At 42.9% G+C, this 23187-nt stretch carries 22 protein-coding genes; 14 read left to right on the top strand and 8 right to left on the bottom strand.

Annotated elements, in window-relative coordinates:
• Positions 1-219 precede the first annotated feature (219 nt).
• From JMX48_RS08470 to xerD, 5 genes are all read left to right on the top strand, one after another.
• A complete protein-coding gene (locus JMX48_RS08470) occupies positions 220-783 on the top strand; it encodes a YqgE/AlgH family protein (protein WP_201536650.1) in 564 nt (187 codons plus the stop codon).
• Between the two features lie 50 nt (positions 784-833).
• Entirely contained in the window at positions 834-1364 is a 531-nt protein-coding gene (ruvX, locus tag JMX48_RS08465) for a Holliday junction resolvase RuvX (protein WP_201536647.1), read from the top strand.
• Positions 1365-1472: 108 nt separating this feature from the next.
• The gene (locus JMX48_RS08460; RefSeq protein ID WP_201536644.1) at positions 1473-1943 is read left to right on the top strand and encodes a hypothetical protein; all 471 of its coding nucleotides are present in this window, start codon (positions 1473-1475) and stop codon (positions 1941-1943) included.
• A 97-nt stretch (positions 1944-2040) separates the two neighbouring features.
• Complete coding sequence (tusA, locus tag JMX48_RS08455) at positions 2041-2367, top strand: sulfurtransferase TusA (protein ID WP_201536641.1); 327 nt, start codon at positions 2041-2043, stop codon at positions 2365-2367.
• Positions 2368-2438: 71 nt separating this feature from the next.
• Positions 2439-3377: a site-specific tyrosine recombinase XerD gene (xerD, locus tag JMX48_RS08450; protein ID WP_201536638.1), complete on the top strand. Its 939-nt coding sequence runs from the start codon at positions 2439-2441 to the stop codon at positions 3375-3377.
• A gap of 5 nt (positions 3378-3382) precedes the next feature.
• Here the strand turns inward: xerD and JMX48_RS08445 are convergent, their stop codons facing one another.
• Complete coding sequence (locus JMX48_RS08445) at positions 3383-4633, bottom strand: ImmA/IrrE family metallo-endopeptidase (RefSeq protein WP_201536635.1); 1251 nt, start codon at positions 4631-4633, stop codon at positions 3383-3385.
• A 169-nt stretch (positions 4634-4802) separates the two neighbouring features.
• Between JMX48_RS08445 and JMX48_RS08440 the strand changes: the two genes are divergently transcribed.
• Positions 4803-5411 (top strand): class I SAM-dependent methyltransferase, encoded by a 609-nt coding sequence (locus tag JMX48_RS08440; RefSeq protein ID WP_201536632.1) that lies wholly within the window; start codon positions 4803-4805, stop codon positions 5409-5411.
• A gap of 94 nt (positions 5412-5505) precedes the next feature.
• Here the strand turns inward: JMX48_RS08440 and lptG are convergent, their stop codons facing one another.
• A complete protein-coding gene (gene lptG, locus JMX48_RS08435; RefSeq protein WP_201536629.1) occupies positions 5506-6714 on the bottom strand; it encodes an LPS export ABC transporter permease LptG in 1209 nt (402 codons plus the stop codon).
• Positions 6714-7970, bottom strand: coding sequence for an LPS export ABC transporter permease LptF (locus tag JMX48_RS08430; protein WP_201536626.1), 1257 nt, complete (start codon positions 7968-7970; stop codon positions 6714-6716). Before JMX48_RS08430 ends, lptG begins: the two co-directional genes overlap by 1 nt.
• Before the next feature lie 564 nt (positions 7971-8534).
• Between JMX48_RS08430 and JMX48_RS08425 the strand changes: the two genes are divergently transcribed.
• The 5 genes from JMX48_RS08425 (at position 8535) to JMX48_RS08405 (ending at position 14786) form a co-directional block, all read left to right on the top strand.
• Positions 8535-9152 (top strand): cysteine hydrolase family protein, encoded by a 618-nt coding sequence (locus JMX48_RS08425; RefSeq protein ID WP_201536623.1) that lies wholly within the window; start codon positions 8535-8537, stop codon positions 9150-9152.
• A gap of 256 nt (positions 9153-9408) precedes the next feature.
• On the top strand, positions 9409-11067 hold the full coding sequence (locus JMX48_RS08420; RefSeq protein ID WP_201536620.1) for a leucyl aminopeptidase: 1659 nt from the start codon (positions 9409-9411) through the stop codon (positions 11065-11067).
• A 54-nt stretch (positions 11068-11121) separates the two neighbouring features.
• The gene (locus JMX48_RS08415; protein ID WP_201536617.1) at positions 11122-11592 is read left to right on the top strand and encodes a DNA polymerase III subunit chi; all 471 of its coding nucleotides are present in this window, start codon (positions 11122-11124) and stop codon (positions 11590-11592) included.
• Positions 11593-11801: 209 nt separating this feature from the next.
• Positions 11802-13004, top strand: coding sequence for a serine/threonine transporter SstT (gene sstT / locus JMX48_RS08410; protein WP_201536614.1), 1203 nt, complete (start codon positions 11802-11804; stop codon positions 13002-13004).
• Between the two features lie 594 nt (positions 13005-13598).
• Positions 13599-14786, top strand: coding sequence for an MFS transporter (locus JMX48_RS08405; protein WP_201536612.1), 1188 nt, complete (start codon positions 13599-13601; stop codon positions 14784-14786).
• Between the two features lie 275 nt (positions 14787-15061).
• On the opposite strand, the gene JMX48_RS08400 is transcribed toward JMX48_RS08405, so the two are convergent.
• The 4 genes from JMX48_RS08400 to JMX48_RS08385 form a co-directional block, all read right to left on the bottom strand.
• Positions 15062-15382, bottom strand: a complete 321-nt coding sequence (locus JMX48_RS08400; RefSeq protein WP_201536610.1) for a chaperone modulator CbpM — start codon at positions 15380-15382, stop codon at positions 15062-15064.
• Between the two features lie 114 nt (positions 15383-15496).
• Positions 15497-16516, bottom strand: a complete 1020-nt coding sequence (locus JMX48_RS08395) for a DnaJ C-terminal domain-containing protein (protein WP_201536607.1) — start codon at positions 16514-16516, stop codon at positions 15497-15499.
• Positions 16517-16805: 289 nt separating this feature from the next.
• Positions 16806-17099 (bottom strand): Bor family protein, encoded by a 294-nt coding sequence (locus JMX48_RS08390; RefSeq protein WP_201536605.1) that lies wholly within the window; start codon positions 17097-17099, stop codon positions 16806-16808.
• A gap of 12 nt (positions 17100-17111) precedes the next feature.
• Positions 17112-17411, bottom strand: a complete 300-nt coding sequence (locus JMX48_RS08385; protein WP_201536603.1) for a Bor family protein — start codon at positions 17409-17411, stop codon at positions 17112-17114.
• 497 nt (positions 17412-17908) lie between these two features.
• Between JMX48_RS08385 and JMX48_RS08380 the strand changes: the two genes are divergently transcribed.
• On the top strand, positions 17909-18271 hold the full coding sequence (locus tag JMX48_RS08380; RefSeq protein ID WP_201536601.1) for a septal ring lytic transglycosylase RlpA family protein: 363 nt from the start codon (positions 17909-17911) through the stop codon (positions 18269-18271).
• A gap of 103 nt (positions 18272-18374) precedes the next feature.
• Here the strand turns inward: JMX48_RS08380 and JMX48_RS08375 are convergent, their stop codons facing one another.
• The gene (locus tag JMX48_RS08375) at positions 18375-20396 is read right to left on the bottom strand and encodes an ABC-F family ATP-binding cassette domain-containing protein (protein WP_201536599.1); all 2022 of its coding nucleotides are present in this window, start codon (positions 20394-20396) and stop codon (positions 18375-18377) included.
• Positions 20397-20856: 460 nt separating this feature from the next.
• Between JMX48_RS08375 and erpA the strand changes: the two genes are divergently transcribed.
• Complete coding sequence (erpA, locus tag JMX48_RS08370; protein WP_227687955.1) at positions 20857-21237, top strand: iron-sulfur cluster insertion protein ErpA; 381 nt, start codon at positions 20857-20859, stop codon at positions 21235-21237.
• A 356-nt stretch (positions 21238-21593) separates the two neighbouring features.
• On the top strand, positions 21594-23168 hold the full coding sequence (gene gshA / locus JMX48_RS08365; protein ID WP_201536596.1) for a glutamate--cysteine ligase: 1575 nt from the start codon (positions 21594-21596) through the stop codon (positions 23166-23168).
• Positions 23169-23187: the final 19 nt, after the last annotated feature.

Below are 23187 nucleotides of genomic sequence, written 5' to 3'. Positions count from 1 at the left end.
AATGAAAGAAGGTCAAATATTGTCACGCGCTATTGAGATAAATTTTCCTTGCTGGCTGTGCCTGCGCAGATAGAGGCGGCGCAACATTTATCTCAGTAGCAGTAAGAAACTCCCTAATCGCTGATAGATATTTGCTTTAGTTGATTTTCTACTCATTATCGCCATATAGTGGTACTTATCGCCTTAATTCACCTTGATTATCAGGTTGTATTTTTCTCTATGTCTAAAGCCAATTTGACCCATCACTTCTTAATCGCAGCGCCAGAGCTATCAGACCCAAGGTTTGAACAGGCTTTGATCTATATTTGTCGTCATGATAAACATGGGGCATTAGGTCTCATGGTCAATCGTCCGCTAGGGCAAGCTCGCGTCGGTAAACTCCTAGAAGATTTGGATATTGAGGTGACTGACTCACAGGTAATGGAGGACTTGGCACTAGAGGGCGGCCCGATGTATCCTGAGGTTGGCTTTGTATTGCACACAGGCCAGCCAGAATGGGCCTCTTCTTTTGCCATTTCAGAAAACGTCTGTATTACGACGAGCCAAGATATCCTCAAACGTATCGCGGCCGGTCAAGGTGTGGGTCATTATCAGCTCTGCTTGGGACATGCCAGTTGGAATAAAAAACAGCTAGAGCAAGAACTTAATAATGGCGACTGGTTGGTGTGTCCAGCCGATTTAAATTTATTGTTTGATACGCCCTTCGAAGAACGCTGGCAAATTGCGGCTGACAAGATTGGGGTTAATTTTGACTATCTTAGCAGCGATATCGGGCACGCATGATATCGTACGCGCTACAAATACAGAAACCCTTATAGAGGATAGTCATTACAATGGTAGATCACACGCTTACAACAGAGAGCGAGGATGCGGTGGACAATGGCATCGCTGAGCTTGTCGTTAAACCACATCTGATCTTGGCGCTAGATTATGGCGTCAAAAAGATGGGCATGGCGCTGGGTAATACCATTACCGAAACAGCGCGGGCTTTTGACATCTTAGCGATGGATAATGGCCAACCTGATTGGGACAACCTACTGGGCATTATCAAAGTTTGGGGTGTCACAAAAGTGGTCGTCGGTTTACCCCTGAATATGGATGGTAGCAGCTCCATGCTCTCTAAGCGTGCGCACAAATTTGCCCGTCGCCTAGCGCATAGAGTCATGGAACAGCATTTGCCAGTGACTGTTTGTTTATGTGACGAGCGTTTAACCTCAGTCGCCGCACGAGAAATCGCGTGGGAAAACGGCTGGATTAAACATGAGCGCGCCCCGATTGATGACATCTCTGCCTGCATCTTGATGTCGACCTATTTTGCAGATCCTACTAGCAGTCTCGCCATTGATGCTATCAAAGCAGACTAGTTGAGTGCTTAGGTCGTTTTAAAGCAATGCTATAGTCGATGCACTATAAAAAGAACACAGCGGCTCTCTGATATATCGTAACTCTAAACGGATACATGATTGATTACTATGACCACTGTCTCAGATCAAGTTTTGCAACATAATTCGCAGCATGGTTTTGCGCCGCTTGCCATCGCTCGTATCAAAGGCGCTCAGCGTGCAAATCAAATAGCAATTTATCTGATTTATGCTGCTATCCTCGCCTTTGTGGTCTTTGGCACGATTGCCAGTATTAAAGCATTTCATGACAATCAGCTGCTTTATCAATTGTTTTATAATTTGCCTTATGCCTTAGTTACCCTTACGATTCCCATTACCCTCTATGATGCTTTGGTTATTTATCGCTATCGTTTAAACCAACCATCGATGATTGCCATGAGTATTGGCGTATCGACCATCATATTGATTGGTGGCTTATTATTTGCCGATACCGCATGGTTAGGGTTGTCCTGTTGGCTTGGCGTGGCGTTTTTATTCAAAGTTACTTTTAAGCGATTTTTTGACTATTTAGAAATAGAAGAAGAACCTGAGATTGCCTGAGAGGCATAAACGACGCGAAGAACATTTATACCAGCAGAACGCTTTTTAGACTTCATCCTTTTATTTTACACTTACTTTATTGATGCAAACTACTCATATGACCACTTCTATCACGCAAACGGCTATCAATCATCATTTAGACACCCAAGGATTAATCTGTCCTGAGCCATTGATGATGCTACATCGCACCATTCGTCAAGCGGATGGCGGTGATGTGATTGAAATACTCGCGACTGATCCCGCCACTACTCGTGACATTCCTAATTTTTGTCGTCATTTGGGTCACGAGCTATTGGGTCAAGAAACACTGGCTGAAAGTGTGAGCTTAGATATCGACCCTGATGAAATCACCATCGATAGCGATGATGCCACGGCTACTAGCGTGACGCTTTATCGTTATTTGGTAAAAAAGAAAAGCGCGTAAACTTTCGGACATTGGTTTATTATAAATCTTAGAGGTATGCTTTACTTTAATCACTTACTGAGTCTTGTCTTATGAGCCGTGATCGTGCCGTGCAGCAAAGGCAGCCTAAAGCATTGGCAGTCGATGATGAGCCAACTTATATGACTGAGTTTCGTCAAGCAATGCTGGCTCGTGGTTTGGCAACGCGCACTCGCAATGCTTATGTCCGTGATCTGCGTTCTTGTGAGTTGACCAATCCTATCGCCCTGACACGCTGGCAGCCTGACGATGTGCAGCACTGTCTCTCTCTCCTCTCCCAAGATGAAAAAACACCGCGCACTCAAGCACGTATGCTCTCCAGCCTGCGCCAGTTCTATCTATGGATGATCGCCAGTAATCTGCGTGAGGACAATCCCTGTGAGCGTATCAAAAGCCCAAAACTTGGTCGTCCACTACCAAAGGATTTGGCCGAGGCGGATGTTGATAAATTACTTACCGCGCCTGATACCAGCACGTCGCTTGGACTGCGTGATAAAGCCATGCTCGAGGTACTCTATGCCTGCGGTCTGCGTGTGAGCGAGTTGATTAATCTGTCACTTGAGCAAGTGAATCTGAATTCTGGCTGGTTACAAATCACGGGTAAAGGTAATAAAACGCGATTGGTGCCACTAGGGGAATATGCGTCAGAGGCGCTGGAAGATTATCTAACGCATGCGCGTGGCGATTTGATTGCGCATCTAAAATCAGGTAATTGCCAAGCGGTGTTTTTGACCGCGCAAGGCGGCTATATGACGCGGCAGAACTTTTGGTATTTGCTGAAGAAATATGCTCAAATTGCCAGTATTGATAAAGAGTTATCACCGCACACGCTACGTCATGCTTTTGCCACGCATTTGCTCAATCATGGCGCAGACTTGCGTAGCGTACAGCTCTTGCTTGGACATAGCGACTTATCAACGACGCAAATCTATACGCATGTGGCGACGGCAAGATTGCAGAAATTGCATGCTGAGCATCATCCGAGAGGTTAGGGTTTTTATTTTGTAAAGTTGGATTCATCAAACAGTATGTCTAAGTCTTTTAGCCTGATTTCAACTGCTGTTTTTGATACATTAAAATATCTAGAGAGTCCTACCAGTACGTTATTCACCATAATTTTATTACATTCTTGCTTATCATTGTATAGAAATACTTTTCCCCTAGGCGTTAGACTTAATTTGTTATAAATCTCTAGAAAACGTTCTAAAAAATACGTCTTAGGCATAAGAATACAAGCCGCCAAATAATTTGCTTGAAACTCTAACTGTTTAATAAATTCGTTTTTATTTCTACTTTCTCCATTCAGGTCTTCAGTCAAAAAAACATCTTTTATCAAGTATTTACCATGATCTAACAATATATGAGAAAGCTCGTGCGCTAATGTAAACCTATTTCTATGCAAGTTATCATCGCTCTGTTTATACAAATAAATTTCTTGCTGAATAAAATCTATTTTTCCAAGTAATCGGTGGTCGTGATCTGTTATATCTTTGATAATCTTTATATGAGATAAAGCATCAAGTAGCGCTATTTCATCTAAATTGACTGAACCATCCGAATAGTCAATCTCAATCAATAAGCTTTCAGCTAAATTTTCTAGGCCCACTTTAGGAATGAAATCTACTTTTTGATTAGAGTTATTAAATGGTTGTCCTATCAAGAATTTAATGTAGTCTTCTATACCAAAAAACCATTGATTTTGTGCATACATCATATAAGAGAGATTACTTAAATTAGGAAGCTCTCCTTTAACAAAGATACCTTCCACATCGTATTTATTATCCACATCTTGATATCTATATTTACGATTTAGTATATGTGTCAGCGTTTTTTCACTGTTTAACTTTACGAGTCCCACACCTCTATTTTTTGCTTTATTGAAAGCTCCTTCAGCAAGACTAGAGCTAATTGCCATTATTGGGCGGATTTTATAAGTCAGCTCGCCTTCTGAAATATCTCTAATATCATCTAGAAACTTACCTAGTTGATCTATACCTACTGCACCTTTGTAGTCTTTACATTCTATTAGTAATAAATTGGACATATTAGGTAGCTCAACGTCTTGATACACCTCTATAGCTATATCAAACTCGATATATTTTTCTCTGTACCTCGAGTAATATTTTTTCTTTCTGAATGCTTTGATATGGGATCTAGAGTTTATTGTAGTTTTATTATCCTTAATATCTTTTAGAAATAATTCATATATCACTTCCTCAAACTTATCGCCTTTTTCCGTTGTATTCATGATGATCTCATAGGCTATGCTTTTATAAACTAATCTTACACTACAAAATTAGCATGTAGCCTAGGTTTTTTGCCTATCGAATTAATACGATGCTGCAAACTCACTCTTTTCTCGTTACAATACCCATCATCAATTATTACTCCTTACCTATCCATTATCCGAGAATCCCATGAGCCATAAACCGCCTGCTGACTTATTAAAAAATGCCCGACATTGGCGCGAAGACATTAATTTCCGCCAAGACGTGTTGGGCAAGCCATTTGATTTTGCGACGACGTGGGGCATCTTTTCACCACAAAAACTTGATGATGGTAGCTTGATGCTGCTCGATTACGTGGATTTTCAAGCCGATGATGACTCGATAGATTTGGGCTGTGGCTACGGGGTGCTTGGCATGACCGCAGCGCGTGAATGTCCAAATGGTTTGCATACCTTGATTGATAAAGACTTTATGGCAGTAGAATATGCGCGCCTGAACTGTGAAAAAAACGGTCTGAAAAATGTCGATGTGCATTTATCGAATGGCTTTAATCACGTGGCAAAAGACAAAGACTTTAGCTTGGTAATGTCGAACTTGCCCGCCAAAGTCGGCAAAGAGCAGCATTATCTGTACTTCCTTGATGCTTATGCACGCATGCGTCAAGGTGGACGTTTTTATGTGGTGACCATCAATGGTTTACGCCAATTTGTGAAACGCTCATTTACCGAAGTTTTTGGCAATAGCGATAAAGTCAAACAAGGTAAGACGTATACGATTACCATGGCGACCAAAGACTAAGTTTTTAAAGGCTTAAGTTTTAAACGTTGCATAATCAAAAGCCCGCCAAAACGTCACTGTTTTGGCGGGCTTTTTTAACATTGAATATTCTGACTTACATTTGCCGCTTGAGTAGATACCCGCCCAATGCTGCACTGGCGATAATCGGTAATAACACCATAAGTAACGGCGAAAATCCAGTGGCAAGCGAGACGAAACCTACCAAATCCTGAACGTAACTGAACAGCAAACCAAATAATAATGCCACGACAATACGTAAGCCCAAACTATGCGTCCGCAGCGAGCCAAAAACGAATGAGCAAGCCACAATCACCAACGATAAAATAGACAATGGCGACAGCAATTTTTGCCAAAATGCCAACTCATGACTCAAAGAGCGCTGACCCTGTTTGCGCATAAATTGGCGATGCTCATACAACTGAGTCAATGACAAGTCTTCTGCCTTACGGGTAAGCAAATACACGGATTCAGGAGCAAATGGTAAGCTTAACGTATCAGACGGTGAGATGGCTTGGCTACTCTCAAAACCTTGGCTGATATTCAATTTGGTCATATTGTTCAGCTGCCACTCGTAACGATACTGCTCGCTCGGTTGATCCTCATTCGCATCGAGAGGCTCACGGCCGATATACTGTCCACCTTCAGCATGAATCGCGGTTTGCAAATTTCCGTTATTATCCAAATGCCAACGCTTTACCTCACCAATATTACCTTTGACATCCGCATAATCGATATACAAAATATCGCTACCATCAGGTTTGGTCTTACCATCTTCTGAACTCTCAAAACGCGGTTGTAATGTCCAATACCCACGCACCGAGGTGACCAATGAAGTGCTGTCTTCTGCGTTAATCTCTTTCGCTAATTGATTAGAATAGGGTAAGACAAACTGATTGATAGCTAAGGCTAATAGCACAAAGATTAAGGCGGGCTGTAATACCCAGCCGACGATGCGATAAACGCTCACTCCAGCAGCACGCATCACCACCAGCTCGCTTTTATTAGCCAGCAAGCCCAAACCTACTACCGCGCCAAGTAGCGCACCCGTTGGCACAAATTGCTCTAAAAAATAAGGTGAACGATAAAAAATATACTTGAGCGCCTGACCCACCGTATAATTGTCATCTAACGAATCAAGCTCTGACAAATAAGAGAAAACCAGCTGTAACGCCCACAGACCTATAACCGCCCCAATGATAGCCAGCAGCGCATTAAGTTTGACATAACGACTGAGCACTTTTAAATTACTCGGCTTTTGCGCCAGTTGCTCAGTGGCTGAAAATTTTGAGAATAAGGAACGCATTAAGACTGCCCTCCTTGTGAACCAGTACCTTGACTATCAGCTGTTAAAAGCTCATTTTCTTGTTTGCGAAAGCGCAGTCGATGTTGCACACGGCTACCCCAATTCATATAAAGCGCCAATGCCATAAATCCTAAAATAAACCACGCATATGACCACACGCTAACACTGCCTTTACTCACCGCACTTTTGAGCGAGATAATACCCAGCGCACAGCTAACGAATAATAAAATAGAGGGAAACAGACGCAGCCAACGACCTTGGCGAGGTCCCACTTGCGCGAGCGGCACCGCCAGCATAGGCGCGATAATCATTAACCAAGGTAATGCCAAACGATAACCCAGCTCACCTTGTGCGGCACGCAACGCATTGCCGCTACCAGTAGCGGCTTGCCATAGCGGGCCAATCGCTTGGGTTTCGATATTGTCTTCGGTAATAATTTCTTTGGAGGATTCAGTCAACGTAATACGGTAGCGATCAAAGCCCACTTGATTGTATTTTAGACTACCCGCACCGACTTCATAACGACGACCTTGAAATAAATCCAATTGGGTCACGCCGCTATTGCCGGTGTCTACTTGTTCAGCGCGTTTGGCTAAGGTAATGGTGTCTTTACTGATATCGCTATTCTTGACGAGTGCGTTTGGCAGATTTGGAATGTTCAATTGCTCAGCAGTTTTTGCATCAATATTATTATCGACATCAGTCGCCGCATTTTTGGCAGCGCTGCCTTTTGCTTGAGGTTCAGACTGGATGAGTATCACATCTTGTAATTGTTTTTTATCATCACTCAAGCTACCCACGTACAAATGATAATTGCCGCTACTGATAAATTGATTGGGCCGAATTAAATCAAACGCACTGGTCAATGCTTGCTGTTCCCAAACACGCTCGGATGAACGCACACCCCAAGGTTTGCCGACAACTGACAATGCAGCTTCGCCCACAAACAATGCCAATATTAATGGAATCGTCAACCGCGCCAGCCTACCTCGCGATATACCACTGGCATTGATTACTGCCATCTCTTGATCGACATATAAACGTCCGAACACGAGCATCAATGCAATAAAAAAAGCTAATGGCAGAATGAGCTCTAAAAAATACGGCAAGTTATAACCAATGATGGTAAACAACAAGCTGATGTCTAGATTGCCTTCGGCCGCAATGCCAAAGTAACGGATCAAACGACCGCCCAGCATCATCACCACTAAAAACCCCAATACCAAAGCGGTGGTTGAGGCAACTTGTTGGGTCATATAGCGGCGTAATATCACAATAGGCACTCTTAAAAAAAGGTTGGTATTCGCACAATTTATCGCATGCTTATAAATAGGCTATGCACAGATTCAAGCACGACAGATTCAGGCATAACGGATAAGTATTAGAGACACAGCACAGTTCAAATAAACACTCAAAGAGGCATAAAGACAACCGTGTCACTTATTAGCTACACTCTATAAATATTGGCGATAAAGATAACCGCTAATCCTAGCATATTTTGGTCAAAAATAGCTGTGGAATGTGTTTGAAAAAATTGTTTTAACCTTACGCATAGCGCAGTATTATTGGGTGTTACAGATACAATAAAAAACGTATAAAGTGCCAATTACCCGTACAACTGCATCAAGTTTAGCGTATTTCTTTCATTACGTTTTTGAGTTATATCATTTAGAAAGGTTTGTTTGTCATTCGTATCATGAGCCATGTATCTTAAGTATTAATTGCTAGACTAAAGCATATCAAAAATTCAAAAGCATCATTCAAAAGTATGTTTATAACATTATATTTATAACTCTATCCCTCAACGGAGAATACGATTGATGAATACACTCACGTCTACGCCCTCTACCCTACTCGAACTCGCTGGTGGCGAATTCGATGCGCTTGATTGGTCAAACTGCGCCATCGTTTTTATTGACTATCAAAATGAATACGTCAACGGTGCGATGCCTTTAGGACAAGCAGGTGCTAAAGCGATTGAAAATGCGCGCCTACTACTGAACAAGGCTCGTCAGCAAAAAATTCCTATTTTTCATATGGCGCATCATGGCGCAGAGAATGGCAATGTTTTCGATCCTTTATCTCCCAATGTTGAGATTGTCGAGCAGTTAAAGCCGAATAATGGTGAAACCGTCATCGTCAAACAGCATCCCAACGCCTTTTATGATACCGAGCTTCAAGCGCTTATTTCAAAAACACAAAAGCAGCAGATTATTTTTGCAGGCTTTATGAGCCATATGTGTGTCAGCTCAAGTGTTCGAGCTGCCTTTGACTTGGGCTTTGAGAGTTTTGTCTGCCATGACGCGTGTGCTACTCGCGATTTACCAAATGCTAATAAAGAAGCGATAAGCGCTGAAGTTATGCATGATACAGCGATGGCAGCGCTACAAGACAGATTTGCCGCCTTGGTATCCACCGATGCATTAGTTAATGGCTAATTTATTAGCCTCATCATTCTTTGCATCCATGAACGATATAATAAAAAACTAACACTTAATCACGCCGTTAAACGTAAACTGGCTTAGCAAACTTGTTCGAACACATTACCTAAGCCTTGCTCACTGCGCACTCATCTCGCAATATGCTACACTATTGCGGTGGCGTAATAGTCCAAAGGATTTAATGGGCATAATTAATTAAATAAACGCTGCATTTTTTATGACCTGATTTCATAACTCTAATAAGGATAATTATATGAATATTAAATTAACACAAAATTTACCAGAGACGCATACGAAAAAAATACTCAAAAAAGAAGCCAAAAGCAAAGATGCGGCATGCCTTGTCGTTTTGATCGATGATAAGAAAAACATCGTAGCCGAGTCGGCCTTGAGCGATTACCAAACGCGCATCGAACAATTGATCGAAGTGTCACATTTTAAAGGCAGTGCTTGTGAAACTGTGGCTGATTATGCTTTGGCAGGCGATAAAAAAACCACCAAGCAAAACCCAGTACAATTGCTGTTAGTGGGTGTTGGTAACCTTGATAAGCTTAGCCATAGCGTCTTACAGAAAATTGCTAATACCATTTATCAAAGCACGCAAAAACGTGTCGATTCTATTACCGTTGCTTTGAGTGATGCGTTAGAAGAGAGTCAATTTAGTCAGTTTGCCCTTAATCTATTGGCGGCAAGTTATCGTTTTGATAAATATAAGTCTGAACAAAAAACGCCGGTATTAACCGATATTTACTTACTTGCTGACGAATCGTTGCAAGAGTCATTAGTATTTGCTCAAGCAGTATTTTCTGGTCAAAGCCTCACTCGTGATGTCGCTAACGAGCCGGGTAATATTTGTTTCCCAGCTTATATGGCAGAACAAGCGCAGACGCTGGCAAAAGCCTATCCTGACCTATTGAAAGTTACCGTATTGGGCGAAGACGAGATGTCAGCGCTGGGTATGGGTTGTTTCTTGTCTGTCTCGCAAGGCTCTACCAAAGAAGGTAAGCTGGTGCTAATGGAATATCAAGGCAAATCAGCATTCAGTGCCAATACGGACGCTAATAAAGCGACTACCAATAGCGCAAAAGTAACGGGTGGTCTAAAAGCGCTGGCTGATAAGCTACCGAATAAAAAATCGGCTAAAAAGAATAGCAAAAATAGCGATGCCACTAGCCAAGTTGCTAATGCTGACGCGCCTATCGTCTTAGTGGGTAAAGGTGTGACCTTTGACTCAGGCGGTATCTCAATCAAGCCCGGTGCGGCGATGGATGAGATGAAGTTTGATATGGGCGGTTCAGCCTCAGTATTGGGTACGATTAAAGCATTATGTGAATCGCGTCTGCCGATCAACGTCGTTGGTGCGCTTGCTTGCGCCGAAAACATGCCATCAGGTGATGCCACTCGTCCTGGCGATATCGTCAAAGCCATGAACGGCATGTCAGTTGAAATCTTGAACACGGATGCTGAAGGTCGTTTAGTATTGGCAGATACCCTATGCTACGTGAAGCGTTATCAGCCAAAAGCCATTATTGATGTGGCAACATTGACGGGTGCTTGTGTGGTTGCTTTGGGTCATATACGTTCAGCCGTTTATAGTAATGACGAAGATGTATTGTTTGATCTTGAAAATGCCAGCAATCTATCAGGCGATCTCATCTGGCATATGCCGATGGATGACGAGTACCAATCGCAGATAGAATCGCCTATCGCTGATCTGCAAAACATTGGTGGTAAAGCGGGAGGATCTATAACGGCCGCATGCTTCTTGTCTCGCTTCATCGAAGAAGGTCAAGCTTGGGCGCATCTAGACATCGCTGGCACAGCATGGAGTTCAGGTTCAGACAAAGCAGCAACTGGTCGTCCGGTACCGCTATTTATGCAATATCTAAAAAACAGCGCAGATATGACATAGAGCGCAGATATGACATAGTTTGTTGATAAAAAACCCATTTATGAATATCAATTTATGAATATTAGCTTTTATGTTTTAAGCGAAAGTAAAGCCCAAGATTTCTTGGGCTTTATTTGTCAGCTGACCCAAACGGCGCTCAACAAAAGCACACAGTCAGTGCTGATTCTCATTGAAGATGAGGCATTGCTGTCGACGTTTGATGAGGCACTATGGGCACAAGAGGCCGTCAGCTTTATACCGCATCAACGCCTTTTGGGCGCTGGCACTGACGTTGCCACTCATCCTATTAATAATGAAGTGGCGGCACCTGTCTTGCTCGGCAGTTATATGCCAGCCGATTTTAAAGGTATTGTTATTAATACTACCTCACATCCTGTTACTCACTTTATGGCAGCGACCAATAACGCACAACCTACTCGGATTCTTGAGCCAATCAAACCTGACTCTAACAGCGTGCAACAAGGTCGTCATAAGTATAAAAGCTATCAACAATTGGGCTATGAGTTAACCCACTTTAACGTCTAATCCATAAACATTCTTGATTTCTAGCGATAAAAAACCTGCTAACCTTCCTAATCTTGTTTTTTTTAATATTGCGCATTTCTCTTCGCCCTATGAGCCCATATAGAGGTGGTTTAAAGGTAGGCGCTCATCCTAAAAAATGCTACTATCCTTCGATTGTTTTTTTGTTTTCATTACAAATGTCATTTACTAACTAAGTCGAAGGTGTATAGATGCGTTCATTGATTGCGATGTATCAGCGTATAGGACTGGTGCCACTAATTATTATCGGTTTAATATTGGGCGTGTTGATTGGTTGGCTCGCACCAAGCATCGGTATTGCATTGGGTTTATTAGGGACGCTATTTGTGGGTGCCTTAAAAGCAGTTGCCCCAGTATTGGTCTTTGTTTTGGTCATGGCAGCCATTAGTCAACACCGCAGTGGCAATGAAGTTTATGTCAAACCAGTGCTGATTATGTATATGTTCGGCACTTTTTTGGCCGCACTCACCGCAGTCATGGCAAGCTCTTTGTTCCCAACCGAGTTGGTGCTAGTAAACGCTACGATTGAGCAAGTACCACCAGCAGGCCTAAAAGAAGTGTTGACCAACTTACTGATGAATCTGGTCGCAAACCCTGTCAATGCAATCGCTGAAGCCAACTATATTGGTATTTTGGCGTGGGCAATCATCATCGGTTTTGCCCTGCGTCAGGCCAGCGACACGGCGCGTACGGTGGTCAGTGACTTTTCTGATGCGATCTCACAAGTAGTGAAATGGGTTATTGCCTTAGCGCCTTTCGGTATCTTGGGGTTGGTCGCCAATACGGTGGCTGAGACAGGCTTTGCGTCTTTAGCTGGTTATGCGCGGATTTTGATGGTACTGATCGGTTGTATGCTGTTTATCGCTTTAGTCGCCAATCCTATCATTGTCCTTGTCAAAACAGGCAAAAACCCTTATCCATTGGTATTCAGATGTTTGCGTGAATCAGGGATTACGGCATTTTTTACCCGTAGTTCGGCAGCCAACATTCCCGTCAACATGAACCTTGCTCGCAAACTGGGTCTACATGAAGACACATATTCGGTAACGATTCCACTGGGTGCGACGATTAATATGGCGGGCGCGGCAATCACTATTAACGTGTTGACGCTTGCCGCAGCACATACGCTTGGTATCGAAGTGACCTTTGCGTCAGCACTGTTATTGAGTCTGGTTGCAACAATTAGTGCGTGCGGTGCCTCTGGTGTTGCTGGCGGTTCATTGCTGCTAATCCCTCTTGCCGCTAGTCTGTTTAATATTCCAAACGACATCGCCATGCAAGTGGTCGCAATTGGCTTTATCATCGGTGTGATTCAAGACTCAGCAGAAACTGCTCTGAACTCATCGACGGATGTGTTATTCACGGCAGCAGCGGATCCCAAGTATTCGCGTTAATGGTTAAAAAAACTTCATAAACAAAAAGGGCAATCGTTGCCCTTTTTATGTGTCCAAAATTTGCCCGTCTATTCTTGAAATATGATTGAGTCAATGACCATTTGATAATATAGTCAGTGAAAAGTTAAATCGATACATCAATAATCAGATAGCACTGGTGTAAATTGCGGTTTCATTAAAAATTTTGAGCTTAACAAAACGGTACATAGCATCATAAGCATGCTTTAAAAACACAGTTATACTGCACATCTCTTTTAGAATCTAGGGCGTGTCATCATTTAGATTGTGAGGCTTAGAATGAGATAAATTGCCGTCAAACAAGGAAAATAACGCAGATAATATCGAGATATTAACCAATTATTTGACGATGTTTGGCAAAATTTAGCCATTTTAAGACCACTAAATGATTAAGTGTGCTAATTGATGACAGAGCCTAGTTGCACCACTCGATCTATTTCACAGTCACCTTTGTAGCCTTAACTTTTTCACCATCAGTTTTGGTGCTTAACCGCATCTATCGATAAATACTCAAAATACAAGAATACCCTAGCCATTTATGGACAGGGGTTTTACCTATTATTAAAAGAAATTAATATGAACATCGACGAATCTAAAAAATCTGAGCTTAATACCTCAAGTCTACCTATTTGGCAGCTGCTGGCATTCACATTAGCAGGCTTCCTCGCTATCATGACCGAAACCATGCCAGCTGGTTTGCTACCACAAATTAGCGAGGCCTTAGGCGTTTCTAAAGCGCTAGCAGGCCAGTTGATCACTTTTTATGCGCTAGGCGCTGTATTAGCCGTTATCCCAATTATTGCTTCCACTCGTAGTTGGAATCGCCGCCGATTATTCTTATTGGCAGTCGGTAGCCTATTGGTGTTCAATGTTATTACCGCCTTGTCGAGCAGCTACGAAATCATTATAGTGGCACGCTTTGCGGCAGGAATGGCAGCTGGCGTGATATGGGGATTACTACCCGGCTATACCTTGCGCATGGTGGCAGACAATATGCGGGGACGCGCATTAGCAATAACGGGCGTGGGTCAGCCGATTGCGCTGGCCGTTGGCGTCCCTTTAGGCACATGGTTAGGTCTATTATTTGACTGGCGCGGGGTATTTTGGATCATATCAGCGTTAACATTGCTATTGTTAATCTGGGTGCGTCTGGCGGTACCGGACTTTAGCGGTCAGTCCGAAAAACAGCGCCTGTCACTCCGGCACATTTTTTTGATACCAGGTATTCGCCCCGTATTGCTAACCTTATTCGTTTGGATAACTGCTCACAACCTTCTTTATACTTACATCGAGCCCTTTTTGGCATCGGTCGGGCTGGCACAGCGAGTGGATGCTGTATTACTGTTGTTCGGCATTGCTGCCATAGTAGGAATTTGGCTGACGGGGCTGTTAGTAGACAACTGGCTACGATTAATGGCTTTGATAAGTCTGAGTGCGTTTGCGATAGCCGCGTTAGTATTGGGTTTCTCTGGTGGTTCCACAGCTATCGTTCTAGTGGGCATAGCCATATGGGGACTTACCTTTGGCGGTGCACCAATACTGCTACAAACGGCGCTTGCAGGAGCCGCCGGCGATAACACTGATGTTGCACAGTCTATGTTTGTGACCATATTTAACCTAGCGATAGCCGGTGGTGGGGTGGCAGGTGCGATACTATTGCACCGCATTGGAGCGGTATCATTTCCGTGGGCAGTACTTGCGCTTGCATTATTAGGGCTGTCAATAGTGTGGTCAGCTAAAAAAAATGGGTTTGTTTCGAGCTAAGAATCGAAACGCTACGACCTAAAGGCGAATACACTCGCTTAAGTATCAACGTAGATCAGTTATTTTTGGTCATTTATCAACATAAAAAAGAGCCACTTGGCTCTTTTTTATTGTCTGTCCTCTGTCATTATTTGGCTATAGTCAAAAACTCTTAAAAGCACTACAGTAATGCTGAAATCAATTTTTGCCGCCTCTGTCTGCGCAGACACAACAGCCAGCAAGAAAATTGATTTCAGCAGTGCGTGATGTATCGATACTACTTTTCACTGACTACATTACAAACTGTGAATATCTACTTCAATCACTGGTGTTTTTTGGTCGAGCTGGCGTTTAAGTTGGCGTAACTGTTCGAGCTCATCTAATAACTCAAGTATCAAACCAATCGCTGGGACGCTGGCATCAAAGTCGCGACTGAGTCGTGAAGCACGGCGCACGGTCGTCAGCTGATAGCCAGTGAACTGCTCACGCTCTGGTACATCGTATTCAATAATATTTTCTTCAATTAATTCGATGACCCATTGACGCTCTTGGCCACAGGTAGATACTAGCTCATCTAAGCTCATGATAATGTCGGTAAATTCTGGCGAGTGTTTCATAACTATTATCCTCGTTTGCGCTTTATTTCATCGTTATCGTATGGTCTTCATCTCTATTACAGTGGTTTCTGGCTGTGCTTAATAGCTATTGCGGTGATTAAGTAAGGATAGCCATTAACGATCAATATTAGTATCAGCAAAAGCTTGTTTGAGCTGCTCATATGCTTGGGTAGCCGCCTCGGTACTGATATCAGGGTTAACAATGTTCAAGGTTAAATACAAATCACCCGCTTGCTTGGCAGGGATTCCCTTACCTTTTAAGCGTAAGTTGCTACCAGATTTACTGTTTTTAGGAATAGTCACACCAAGCGTACCTGCTGGCGTACTCAGATTAATTTTTTCACCCAGTGCCGCTTCCCATGGTGCTATATTCACCGTTTGATAAACATCAGCACCTTCGATACGGATGTTATTGGCGTGGCTGATTTTTACCTTTAAGAATAAATCGCCGTTTTTACCACCGCCACTGCCCGCCGCACCTTGTCCAGTCAAGCGTATTTGTTTACCGTCAGTGATACCTTTAGGAATTTTAATTTTAAGTGTTTTGTTGTCATATTCTACGCCGCCATTAATCTGACGAACTGGCACATTTAGTTTAATACTATAGTCATCGCCATTATAGACTGAGGCCAAATCAACCGTAATCTCTGCATGTTGATCTTGACCTTTGCTGTCTTGCGTGCCAAAACCACCACCAAATTGATCAAAGCCGCCACGCTGTGATTGTCCACCTGCTTGCCCATTGGTTGATCCTCGGGCACCGCGACCAAACGCTGAAAAAATATCATCGAAACGGAAACCACCTTCACCAAATGCCTCACCATCACCGAACTGATCTTTCATATCTTCCCAGCGAAAACCGCTTTGTCCGGCGCCAGCCTGTCCACCAAAACCACCCGCACCACTTTGTCCTGCAAACGGATTATTTAATAGGGCATCATATTCAGCACGCTTGTCTTTATCTCTGATGGTCTCATAAGCGTTGTTAATTTCGGCAATCTTATTATCCGCGTCTGGATGATCGCTAACATCAGGGTGATACTGACGAACGAGCTTACGGTATTTCTTTTTGATATCAGCGTCTGAGGCGTCTTTTTTAACCCCTAAAATGTCATAGTAGTTTTTCTCTGCCATGGTATTTTTCCTCAAAATAAAAACATATTAGTGATATCGGTTTGCCAATTCTAAACGATATGGTATGGAGACATGATGGTCCGCGACTTAACCAGTGATGACTATACGCTACTCATCATGATAGCAATAAAAAAACCAATACAGTGATATAAATATTACCGTCATATCTTGGGGCGGATGCTAATAAATGGGTCGTGCTTTTAATACAGGCACAAAAAAAGAGCAAACAGTCGCTGTTTACTCTTTTTGGTCAAATAGTTTTAATACCTTTAAGGTATAAAGTACTTTATTATTTACAGAAAACTTTGGCGGTACGAGGCGTATAAATGCCAAAAGTAACCACACTTAAGGCCACGTCTGTAGGGGCTTGGATGGTTTGTACTTTAGCGACATTTGCCGCGCCGCCACAAACTTCAGCTGCATTAACAGACTGCGTCTGTCCAATACCTGATATGAAGAAAGTCTGTGATTTAGAATACGTTGGAGTGACTTGTTGAGTTGGCTGAATAAGAGCCGTCTGCGTGGCACAACCTGATGCTAATAATACCGAACCTATCAATGCTGCTGTTATTAGTTTTTTCATAATATTAGCCCTTTATTTGCAATAAACACTTATTTGACGAGGAGTATAAATGCCATATGAAACAAGGCCCAATACAACGTTTACAAAGTTGCTTTTAGTTTGAATACTGGCAACGTTGTCTTTGCCTTCACACACTTGGGCAGCATCGATTTCTTGCTCTTGACCCAATCCACTCACAAAAAACGTCTGCATTTTGCTTGCATCGGCTTCAATAGTAGTACTTGGCGCAACTTGTGACGAAACCAAATAGTTTTGCGTCGCGCATCCTGATGTCAGAATAGCCAGTAATGCCACCGCAATAACTTTCTTCATATGTGACTCCATTAGTTAATATTTGTTCGGAGAAGGATAGTAATCTTAAAGCTTTCCTAATGCAACAATTTTGTAACTAAATTTATAAAAATATTTCTATATTGTAAATATAAATCAATATTTCTCATTTATTACCTAGAATTAGTAGTCTGAACTTGTCTTATACGTTGAAAAATGAGATTGCTAAACTCTTTAAATTAATAAAAATAGATAGGTTTTGATAATTTTTACTGAATCATTTAAGCACAAAAATGGAGAAATAATGAGTTGATGATGTGGGGAGCGCGCCGAACGGCCGAACTCTGAGCTCATAAATACGCCATCTTTATAATCCTAAATTCATAAAAGAGTTATTTGAACGCGAGAGTTTTTTACACGTCTGTAAGAATTCGACAAGCTCTTTATTGTAAAATATCTCGATTATTCATACTCATAGGGAATATGGATAGCATAGGCAAGCGTATCTGTCTATTTCATTAATCGTCAACAGGTATTAAATGTCTTATTTTATCAAGTCTTTGGTTGTCGCGTTATCACTGCTATTAAGTACCACCGTTTTTGCTGCAAATACCAGTTATTACGGTAGTAAGTTCCATGGTAAGCGCACAGCAAGTGGCAGTATTTTTAATATGAATGCCATGACCGCTGCTCATAAAACCCTGCCGTTTGGTTCGAGGGTGAAAGTGACCAATAACAAGACCAATGAAAGCGTAATCGTAAAAATTACGGATAGAGGCCCCTATATTGGCGGTCGAATTCTGGATCTATCGAAAGCTGCTGCGAGTAAAATAAGCTGTGAGCTTTGCACGACTACGATGAATGTACTCTCTTACGGTGATGGTAAATACCGGAGAAAATAATATAATAAAAAGGGAGGGCATAAGCCCTCCCTTTTGTCATTTAAGGTAGATAAAATAAGCCATTGCGACATTAATAAACACTCAAGACCTGATTGAGTTTTCCCTATCCAATTTTTGCTTCCATTTCTTCTAACGTCGTCATCGATTGCAATAACCCTTCTTCATTCTCGCTATGCTGCTGCTGTAATGCTGTCTGCTCATTCAGTAGGACCATCAAGTCAGATTTACGACTTTCTTCGTATAGACTCGTATTAGCAAGCTTTTCTTCAAGTGCGGTCAGTTTCTCCGCAATCTTAGCCAAGGTTTTTTCTGTATTCTCGATGTCACGGCGAACAGGTGCCGTTAATTTGCGTTGTTCTGCTGCCTGTTTACGCTGATCTTCTTTGCTCAGAGTAGACTCAGTGGTGTTTTTTTTCGATGATGCAGTAGACGCTTGGTTGCTCGCATGAGTGTCCGTTGTTTCACGTGAAACAAACTTCTTACTCTCTTTTTTGTTCTTTTTCTTACTGCTACTTTTATCTGTCGAATTCTCTTGTTTGCGCTTTTCTGCCAGCCACTTACCATAGTCGCTAATGTCACCATCAAACTCATCGATTTGACCATCATGCACCAAAAACAGCTCGTCACAGACATTGGCAATCAGCTCGCGATCATGCGAAACCAATACCACCGCCCCTTGAAATCCTTGCAAGGCGATGGTCAATGCTTGGCGCATCTGTAAGTCTAAATGGTTGGTTGGCTCATCGAGCACCAAAACGTTTGGACGTTGCCAAACAATCAAGGCCAAGGTCAAACGCGCGCGTTCGCCACCAGAAAACAACTCACTGGGCGTATCAATTCGATCACCGCGAAAGTCAAAACTGCCCAAGAATGAACGCAGCTCGGCATCTGAGGTTTTTCCAGCCAAGCGGCGCATCATTTGTAAGGGCGTCGCAGCAGCATCCAGTACGTCCATTTGATGCTGGTTGAAGTAACCCAGTTTAATGGTATCAGAAACTCGGTACGTCCCTGATAACACCCCAAGCTCACCAACCAAGGCTTTGATCAGCGTTGATTTACCTGCGCCATTCATGCCCAGTAAACCAAGACGTGTATCAGGGGTCACTTGCACATTGGCATTATATAAAAGCGGGGTATCGCTATAGCCAATATCTGCTTTTGTCAGCTCAATCAGCGGTGAGCTCATATTTGCTGGCTCGTAAAAGCGGAAAGAAAAAGGATTGTCCGCCATCATTGGTGACAGCTCAGCCATACGCTCAAGCTGCTTGATGCGGCTTTGGGCTTGTTTGGCCTTACTGGCTTTGGCACGGAAACGGCGAATAAAGTCGTCCAAATGTGCCTTAGTCGCTTCTTGTTTTTCAAACGCTTGCTGCTGCTGCGCCATGCGCTCATGACGGGTGCGAATAAACTGCTGATAATTACCCGTATAAAGGGTGATTTTTTGTTGTTCGACATGCAAGATATGACCAACGGTTGCATCTAAGAATGCTTGGTCATGCGAGATGACGATGACCAAACCAGTAAAAGCATTGATCCAAGTCTCAAGCCACAAGATAGCATCCAAATCCAAATGGTTGGTTGGCTCATCGAGTAACATTAAATCAGCGCGGCTCATCAACGTTTTGGCAAGATTCAAACGCATGCGCCAACCACCCGAAAACCCTTCTACTGGCAGCTCATGCTGACTGGTCTTAAAACCAAGACCTGCCATAATTTGTGCCGCTTTGGTGGGCGTACGGTAGCCATCAATCTCATCGAACTGCTGATGCAATACGCCAATCTGCTCGTCGCTCACGCTACTCAAATCATTCAAAGAAGCATTGATCTCATACCACTGCTCATCCCCGCTGAGAACATAATCAATCGCCGTCTGTGTCGTAGCGCCGACTTCCTGTGCCATATGCGCCACATGCCAGCTATCAGGAATACTGACTTCACCTTTATCAAGCGTGACCTCGGTATCGCCTGTTCCCATTCGAGTCAATAGTAAGGCAAACAAGGTAGATTTGCCCGTGCCGTTATTGCCCGTTAAGCCAACTTTGTGGCCCGGATGGAGCTGGAAGCTTGCACCTGCAAACAATTCACGACCATCACGGCGAACACCAACGTCTTTAAATTCGATCATATAATTTCTTCATCTCAACAGTAATATAAAGTATAAGGCAATAAGAAAAACACACATAGGGCGTGTTAATTGGCGGCTATTATTTCAAACGCTTGACCCATAGGCAAACGATTAAATAACTATTTCAAAACTAAGTATTTATTGGGGTAAAAAATGCTCAGCGTTATAGGCATTTATCAGCACAATAAAAGCCAAATTCAGCACGCTAAACTTGGTTGGTCATCACACGCTTGACAAACGAATCGCCATCCCCATTATGATATACTGCTACAAGATATGTGTCCTTAATCAACGAAACCGTTGTGATGGCTTTCATATCATATTTATAATGTCCTGACAGCATTGCCATAATGACAGCACCCAATCGAATCAAACGCCGTGCGTATCTTTATTTGCAACCTATTCGTTGCAAACCCAAACAGGATGACGACCGCTTTTGATCCTAGCCACTGAGGTAGATATGAACGAATCAGCCAACCAATTTAACCCAAGCTCAAGCCAACCAGTAGACCCAACGATCTTAAGCCTCACTGACAGTGCAGCACAAAAGGTGCGCCGCTTACGTGAAGAAGAAGGTGACAGTGACCTTATGCTACGCGTATACGTGACTGGCGGCGGCTGTTCAGGTTTTTCTTATGGCTTTAACTTTGCCAATGACTTAAATGAAGATGATGCCAACTTTGATAATGGCGATGTGACGCTGGTCGTAGATTCGCTAAGCTATCAATACTTGCAAGGCTCTACCGTAGATTATACGGAAGGATTGGAAGGCGCGCGCTTTATCGTGACCAACCCAAATGCCACGACTACTTGCGGTTGTGGCTCTTCTTTCTCTATTTAACTTATTTCTCTATTTAATAAGTGGAGCGGTGCTTTTTTAGCCTAATCCTTTAATAGTTAGCTGATGCTATGATCTTTGGCTTTATGTAGCGCGTTCAGAGCATCTATCTAATAGGTAGATGCTTTTTATTTTATAGAGCAATCATAAAGCACTATTTACAAAATTTTTAATCTAAATATCCGCAGAAGTCTAGGCAGTTGAACCCTTGTTAAGCTTATCGTATTTGTAATTGTTCGTGGTTTTCAAGGCAGCTTTGAGCTAAACTGACGGAATTCTAAATCCAATATCTACCTCTTTTATGGTCAAACGCCAATCGTGTTTTGAGCCACCATAATAAATAACAATAGATGACTATTATGAGTAATTTTACGAGTAGCTTTGTCAATTTTGAAATCCCTAACTGGTTTGACACCAAACTCTTAACGGGTATGCTACGTGGTATCGAAAAGGAAGGCCTGCGCGTAAAGCCTGATGGTTACTTGGCGCAAACACCGCATCCAACCAAGCTTGGGTCAAAACTTACCCATCCTTTTATTACCACGGATTATTCAGAAAGTTTGCTTGAGCTGATTACTGATCCAAAAACCTCGCCAAAAGAAACCCTCAATATGCTGCGTCAGTTGCACGTATTAGTGTATCAAGGGATACCTGAGGGTGAGCTGATGTGGCCGCTATCTATGCCTTGTATGTTGTCGTCTAAGGATGAAGATATTCCTTTGGCTGATTATGGCAGCTCTAATACTGGCAAACTAAAAACCTTATATCGTAGTGGGCTTGGTATTCGTTATGGCCGCCGCATGCAGACCATTGCGGGTTTACACTACAATTTATCTTTTGGTGATGGATTGTTTGAAGCGTGGCAAGCACAAACACCAGCATCACAGAGCCAAACGCCGACAGAATTTAAAAACGAAAAGTATCTGGCGCTTATCCGTAATTTTAAACGTTTGACCAGCCTCATCCTTTATTTACTTGGTGCCAGTCCAAGCGTTTGTCCTTGTTTCATAGCAGGTCGTGAGCATGATTTAGAGCTGCTAAATGACTCAACTTACTACAAGCCTACCGCAACCAGCCTACGTATGGGCAAGCTTGGTTATACCAATAGCGTACAAGAGCATCTTGATATTCGCTATAATTATTTGCCAGAGTATGTCGATGGTCTGCGCCGTGCGATTCAAACGCCGCATGAAAGCTTTACAAAGCTTGGCTTAGATGACGCCGATGGTAACCCTATTCAGATCAATAATCATATTCTACAAATAGAAAATGAATACTATAGCCCTATTCGCCCAAAACAAATCGCGATGAGTGGCGAGACGCCAACGGAAGCGCTTGAGCGCCGTGGTATCGCCTACGTTGAGTTTCGTGCGATTGATCTCGACCCTTATAGTGATGTTGGTATCCGCCTCTCTAGTGCCTGTTTCTTGGAAGTTATGGCACTGTACTGCCTGCTAAGCGACTCACCTGATTTGCTACCTGAAGAAGAAGAAATGCTGGCCATCAATCTTGAGCGTGTGGTAAACGAAGGTCGCCGCGACGGCTTGCATATCTTAGACAATGGGGAAGAAAAATTACTTGAGAGCTGGATGCTCATGCATTTAGAGCGTATGCGACCGCTTGCAGCATTACTTGACGCGCATTATGGCGGCAATGACTATCGTGCGGCAGTTGCGTTAATGCAAGGCAAAGCAGGACATCCTGAATCGACGATTTCAGCACAAGTCAACTCTGACAGTAAGCGTTTGGGCAGCTTATGGCAGCTTGGTTTTACGTTAGCCGAGCAGCATCGTGCGTCTTTGTTACAGCAAACGCTTAGTCCAAATACCCAAGCCAAGTATGAAGTACTGGCAGAAAAATCAATACTACAACAAGCTGAGATTGAAACAGCCGAAACAGAAGACTTCATGGAATTTTTGCAGCAATATCGCTAAGCCTTATGGACTATCTTAT

Source organism: Psychrobacter immobilis, from assembly GCF_904846225.1.
Lineage (GTDB): Bacteria > Pseudomonadota > Gammaproteobacteria > Pseudomonadales > Moraxellaceae > Psychrobacter > Psychrobacter immobilis_F.
The sequence above is the reverse complement of the archived record's forward strand: the minus strand, read 5'-3'. Positions and strand labels throughout refer to the sequence as shown.

What these genes read in the sequence shown, in the direction of transcription:
- JMX48_RS08470 (WP_201536650.1), top strand. Translation starts at nt 220, where the DNA reads ATGTCTAAAGCCAATTTGACCCATCACTTCTTAATCGCAGCGCCAGAG.
- ruvX (WP_201536647.1), top strand. Translation starts at nt 834, where the DNA reads ATGGTAGATCACACGCTTACAACAGAGAGCGAGGATGCGGTGGACAAT.
- JMX48_RS08460 (WP_201536644.1), top strand. Translation starts at nt 1,473, where the DNA reads ATGACCACTGTCTCAGATCAAGTTTTGCAACATAATTCGCAGCATGGT.
- tusA (WP_201536641.1), top strand. Translation starts at nt 2,041, where the DNA reads ATGACCACTTCTATCACGCAAACGGCTATCAATCATCATTTAGACACC.
- xerD (WP_201536638.1), top strand. Translation starts at nt 2,439, where the DNA reads ATGAGCCGTGATCGTGCCGTGCAGCAAAGGCAGCCTAAAGCATTGGCA.
- JMX48_RS08445 (WP_201536635.1), bottom strand. Translation starts at nt 4,633, where the DNA reads ATGAATACAACGGAAAAAGGCGATAAGTTTGAGGAAGTGATATATGAA.
- JMX48_RS08440 (WP_201536632.1), top strand. Translation starts at nt 4,803, where the DNA reads ATGAGCCATAAACCGCCTGCTGACTTATTAAAAAATGCCCGACATTGG.
- lptG (WP_201536629.1), bottom strand. Translation starts at nt 6,714, where the DNA reads ATGCGTTCCTTATTCTCAAAATTTTCAGCCACTGAGCAACTGGCGCAA.
- JMX48_RS08430 (WP_201536626.1), bottom strand. Translation starts at nt 7,970, where the DNA reads ATGACCCAACAAGTTGCCTCAACCACCGCTTTGGTATTGGGGTTTTTA.
- JMX48_RS08425 (WP_201536623.1), top strand. Translation starts at nt 8,535, where the DNA reads ATGAATACACTCACGTCTACGCCCTCTACCCTACTCGAACTCGCTGGT.
- JMX48_RS08420 (WP_201536620.1), top strand. Translation starts at nt 9,409, where the DNA reads ATGAATATTAAATTAACACAAAATTTACCAGAGACGCATACGAAAAAA.
- JMX48_RS08415 (WP_201536617.1), top strand. Translation starts at nt 11,122, where the DNA reads ATGAATATTAGCTTTTATGTTTTAAGCGAAAGTAAAGCCCAAGATTTC.
- sstT (WP_201536614.1), top strand. Translation starts at nt 11,802, where the DNA reads ATGCGTTCATTGATTGCGATGTATCAGCGTATAGGACTGGTGCCACTA.
- JMX48_RS08405 (WP_201536612.1), top strand. Translation starts at nt 13,599, where the DNA reads ATGAACATCGACGAATCTAAAAAATCTGAGCTTAATACCTCAAGTCTA.
- JMX48_RS08400 (WP_201536610.1), bottom strand. Translation starts at nt 15,382, where the DNA reads ATGAAACACTCGCCAGAATTTACCGACATTATCATGAGCTTAGATGAG.
- JMX48_RS08395 (WP_201536607.1), bottom strand. Translation starts at nt 16,516, where the DNA reads ATGGCAGAGAAAAACTACTATGACATTTTAGGGGTTAAAAAAGACGCC.
- JMX48_RS08390 (WP_201536605.1), bottom strand. Translation starts at nt 17,099, where the DNA reads ATGAAAAAACTAATAACAGCAGCATTGATAGGTTCGGTATTATTAGCA.
- JMX48_RS08385 (WP_201536603.1), bottom strand. Translation starts at nt 17,411, where the DNA reads ATGAAGAAAGTTATTGCGGTGGCATTACTGGCTATTCTGACATCAGGA.
- JMX48_RS08380 (WP_201536601.1), top strand. Translation starts at nt 17,909, where the DNA reads ATGTCTTATTTTATCAAGTCTTTGGTTGTCGCGTTATCACTGCTATTA.
- JMX48_RS08375 (WP_201536599.1), bottom strand. Translation starts at nt 20,396, where the DNA reads ATGATCGAATTTAAAGACGTTGGTGTTCGCCGTGATGGTCGTGAATTG.
- erpA (WP_227687955.1), top strand. Translation starts at nt 20,857, where the DNA reads ATGAACGAATCAGCCAACCAATTTAACCCAAGCTCAAGCCAACCAGTA.
- gshA (WP_201536596.1), top strand. Translation starts at nt 21,594, where the DNA reads ATGAGTAATTTTACGAGTAGCTTTGTCAATTTTGAAATCCCTAACTGG.